We start from the raw sequence: 703 nt of genomic DNA, 5'->3' as shown, positions 1-703 counted from the left end.
AAAACCTACTTTGATTGGTTGGTTTGTTGGACAGGTAATGAAAGCAACGGGTGGTAAGGCAAATCCTCAAACTGTTAATGAACTGGTTAAGGTAAAACTTGGTATAGATTAATATGGGGTGGAGAAAAATCTATAAATATGATATTGTAGCTGAGAAATACGAATTAAAGTTTTCATATCAAACTAAGTTATGGTTGAGTTTATCGGTAATTTTTATCTCTAGTAATTTTAAGCGTCATAACAGGTTTATTCCGAAAGTTGATTTTGTAGATATGCTAAGAAATGGAAGAAAGGATGGCGAGTTTTTTAAAACAAGTTTTTACGTGGTGGAGTGGTAATACCATCAATACGCGCTTTTTTACGTGGTGGAAAGGCAAACGTGTAGGGGAGGACCAGTTTGGGAATATTTATTATGAAGGTGGCTATCATAAAGATGGTTATTTACGTCGTTGGGTAATTTATAAAGATTATTCTGAAGCTTCTACCATCCCACCAGGTTGGCATGGTTGGATTCATCACCGCTGTGATTGTTTACCTACGCAGGAGAATTATCAGCCGTATGAATGGGAAAAGCCCCATGTTGCTAATATGACAGGGACAAGTGCAGCTTATAGACCAAAGGGCTCCATTGTTCATAACGATGAGCGTTCCTATAGATATGAAGATTATAATGCATGGTCGCCTAAAGAATAAAGTATTTAGT

At 36.8% G+C, this 703-nt stretch carries 2 protein-coding genes; both read left to right on the top strand.

Translation table 11 applies throughout. The annotated features are described in order from the left end of the window. Positions 1–112 (top strand): hypothetical protein (locus tag ACFIK8_RS11530; RefSeq protein ID WP_375669505.1); only part of this gene is annotated, 112 nt, incomplete at its 5' end. Between the two features lie 182 nt (positions 113–294). Further along, on the top strand, positions 295–693 hold the full coding sequence (locus tag ACFIK8_RS11525; RefSeq protein ID WP_042995394.1) for an NADH:ubiquinone oxidoreductase subunit NDUFA12: 399 nt from the start codon (positions 295–297) through the stop codon (positions 691–693). Positions 694–703: the final 10 nt, after the last annotated feature.

Source organism: Bartonella sp. MR168JLCBS, from assembly GCF_042194175.1.
The sequence above is the reverse complement of the archived record's forward strand: the minus strand, read 5'-3'. Positions and strand labels throughout refer to the sequence as shown.

Bases quoted from the DNA above. Each gene is read 5' to 3' on its own strand.
- ACFIK8_RS11525 (WP_042995394.1), top strand. From the start codon at position 295: ATGGCGAGTTTTTTAAAACAAGTTTTTACGTGGTGGAGTGGTAATACC.